Raw genomic sequence first — 3,016 nt, forward strand, 5'->3', positions numbered from 1 at the left:
CGCGGGCCCGCGCCCGGCCCGCGGCGGAACAGCCCGATGCCCCACACGACGAGCGGCAGCAGCACGAAGCCGATCACGCCGCCGAACGCGACGCCGTTGATGGCGCGCTGGAAGGAGATCAGCAGGGGCGTGTGGAAGTGGCTGAAGGTGTTGAGGATGCTCGCCTGCCCCACCACGCCGCCGAGCAGCAGCAGGTACGAGAAGTACGGCGGGAAGCGCTTCGAGAGACCCAGGATCGCGGCGGGGTGCCCGGCGATCTCCTTGAAGCGCGGTCGGATGATGTTGTCCTGCAGCAGGGCGCGCACCTTCGCCTCGGTGGCGCTGACGCCCACGGCGGGCGTGTTGCCGCGGCGCAGCACGATCAGCGCGATCGCCGCGAGGCCCACCATGATGATCGCGAGGTCGCCGAGCTTCATGGGCGTGTTGTAGAGGTCCACGGCGGTCTTGCGGATGTCCTGACGCGGCAGCAGCGACAGCGCGAACAGCCCGAGCGGCACCACCAGCGTCAGGCCGACCCCCTTGAAGGGCTCCAGGCCCAGCATGGACAGGCGTTCCGTGCCGAGCGCCGCGACGAACAGCACCCCGACGAGACTGAAGCCCGTCGCGACGAGCCAGTCCGTGGGCCGCTCGCGGCGCATCACGAAGCCCAGCGCGGGGAAGGTGACGGCGGCGAGCAGCGCGCCCGCCGCGAAGGGCGAACCGAAGTTCGTGACGGCCACCAGCGCGAGCGTGCCGAGCGCCACGAGCCAGCCGAGGCGGCGCAGCGGGTAGCTCAGCGCGAGCAGCGCGAGCGCCACGAGCGGCCCCAGCAGGGACAGCGCGCGCAGCGCCGCGCTCGGCTGGTAGTTCACGAGGACGGGCGTGCCGACCGAGATGCCCGCCTTGCGCAGGCCGGACTGCACCTTCGAGAGGAACTCCGTCGTCTGCGCCTCCGTGTCGAAGGGCCGGACGTACAGCAGGCGGTGGCTGCGCTCGCGCGCCGCGAGGACGAACTTGCTGGCGACCTCGTCGGGCTCCAGCAGCGCCTGCCACTCGGGACGGATGGAGAACATGCGGATGGCGGGACGGTCCTGGATGAGCTCGTCCATGCCCTTCTGCGGGGTGAACTCGATGATGGCGGGCACGCGGCTCCCCATGCGCGCCTTGAGCTGCTCGAAGCGGGCGGGATCGTCCGCGCCGGGCACCTCCACGTCCGTGAAGGCGATGTAGGGCACGTCCGGCCAGTCCGCCGCGACCTGCTTCTCGACGGGCGAGTCGAAGGGACGGTACACCACGTTGAGCCCCTCGCCCTTCAGGCGCGCGATGAGCTTGCGGTCGGGTCCGGCGGACACCGCGCCGATGTTGACGGGCCAGCCGATCCAGTCACGGCCGTCCGCGCGGACCTTCTTCGTCTGGTAGGTGTAGCGCGCGGGGAGCGCCTCCACGGTACCGGGCACGACGGAGCTCAGGTACGTCCAGCCGGGCTCGATGCCCGCGCGGCGCGCCGCCTCGGGGTCCTCGGCGACGAAGTCGGTGCCGCCGCGCAGGATCGCCTCGCCGCGCTGCACGAGGCTCGCGACGACGTCCTCGTACACCGCGGCGCCGTTCACGCCGAGCCCGCGGTACTCCCGGAGGAGCGCCTCCGGGTCGCGGCCGAGGTTGCGCGCGTGCGACAGCAGGGCGGGGTAGTCCATCACGATCGTGACGGTGCGGGAGGCCTGCTCGTAGCGGATCCGGTTCCAGGCGAGGATGAGCGCCGGGACGAGGCTCAGCAGGAGCACGACGAGCAGGACGCCCCGGAGGCGTCCCGCGGCGGAAGTGGCGGGTTCGGACTGCACCGTGACAGTATCGCAGTTCGCATGAAGATCAGGTTGAGACGGCCCCGCCTGCAGGCGGGGCCGTCCGGGAAGGGCGGAACTCAGCCGAGCGTCGCGCGGATGCGGGCGGTGAGCATGTCGAGCGCGGGCTCGTTCATCCCGCCGTGCGGGATGATCACGTCGGCGTAGCGCTTGGTGGGCTCCACGAACTGCAGGTGCATGGGCCGCACGTACTCCAGGTACTGATGGATGACGCTCTCCGCGCTGCGTCCGCGTTCCTGCGTGTCGCGCAGCAGACGGCGGATGAAGCGCACGTCCGCGTCGGCGTCCACGAAGACCTTGAGGTGCATCTTCTCGCGGACGCGGGCGTCGTACAGCGCGAAGAAGCCTTCGAGCACGATCACGGGCGCGGGCACGACGCGCTGCGTGACGGCCGCGCGGGTGTGCTGCGTGAAGTCGTAGGTGGGCATCTCGACGGGCACGTGGCTGGTGAGCGCGTCGAGGTGTTCGAGCAGCAGGTCCCAGTCGAACGCGGCGGGATGGTCGTAGTTCGTGCCGAGCCGCGCGTCGAAGGGGATGTCGCTCTGATCGCGGTAGTAGTTGTCCTGGTTGAGGACCGCCGCGCCCGACGCGCCGACGGTCTCCAGCACGCGGCGCGTGACGGTGGTCTTGCCGCTCCCGCTGCCGCCCGCCACGCCGATCACGAAGGAGGCGCCGCTCACAGCTCGCTCCCGCGCGCGCCGAGCGAGCCGATGAGGCGGATGCGGGCGAGCGCGAGGGCGCGCGCCACGACGTGGGTGGGCTTCCCGGTGCGGGCGGCCTCCGCGAAGATCCGCGAGACGTTCTGGTAGACGCGCTCGGCGGCCTCCTCGGCGCTCTGGCCGGTGGCGCCCGCGATGAGCCCGGCGGCGTTCACGGCGAAGTCGGGGACGTACACGATTCCGGCCTCCTTGATGAGGTCCTGCCCGCGTCGGGTCAGGGGGTTGTGCTCGCCGCCCGCGATGATCTTCGCCTGGAGGCGCGGCACGTTGGTGCTGCGGATGCTGTGCCCGAACCCGCAGGGGGAGAAGACGTCGCAGGGCACGTCGAAGATGGCGTCCGCGTCGACGACGGTGACGCCGCCGTTGGTGTCCTCCGCGAGGCGCTGCGCCTTCTCGGGCCGCAGGTCCGCGACGGTGAGGCGCGCGCCCTCGCGCAGCAGGTGCCCGGCGAGGGCGCGG

The 3,016-nt window shown here is 71.7% G+C and carries 3 protein-coding genes; all 3 read right to left on the reverse strand.

Features of this window, described 5'->3' with window-relative positions; genetic code table 11:
• The coding region (locus DEIPI_RS28345; protein WP_084473938.1) for a DUF5693 family protein at positions 1-1,817 on the reverse strand (1,817 nt) is incomplete at its 3' end.
• 80 nt (positions 1,818-1,897) lie between these two features.
• Entirely contained in the window at positions 1,898-2,518 is a 621-nt protein-coding gene (gene udk, locus DEIPI_RS0104005) for a uridine kinase (RefSeq protein ID WP_045233607.1), read from the reverse strand.
• Positions 2,515-3,016: branched-chain amino acid dehydrogenase (locus tag DEIPI_RS28350; protein ID WP_045233608.1), on the reverse strand; the 502-nt coding region annotated here is incomplete at its 5' end. The genes udk and DEIPI_RS28350, both read right to left, overlap by 4 nt.

The organism is Deinococcus pimensis DSM 21231, assembly GCF_000519345.1.
Taxonomy (GTDB): Bacteria; Deinococcota; Deinococci; order Deinococcales; family Deinococcaceae; genus Deinococcus_A; species Deinococcus_A pimensis.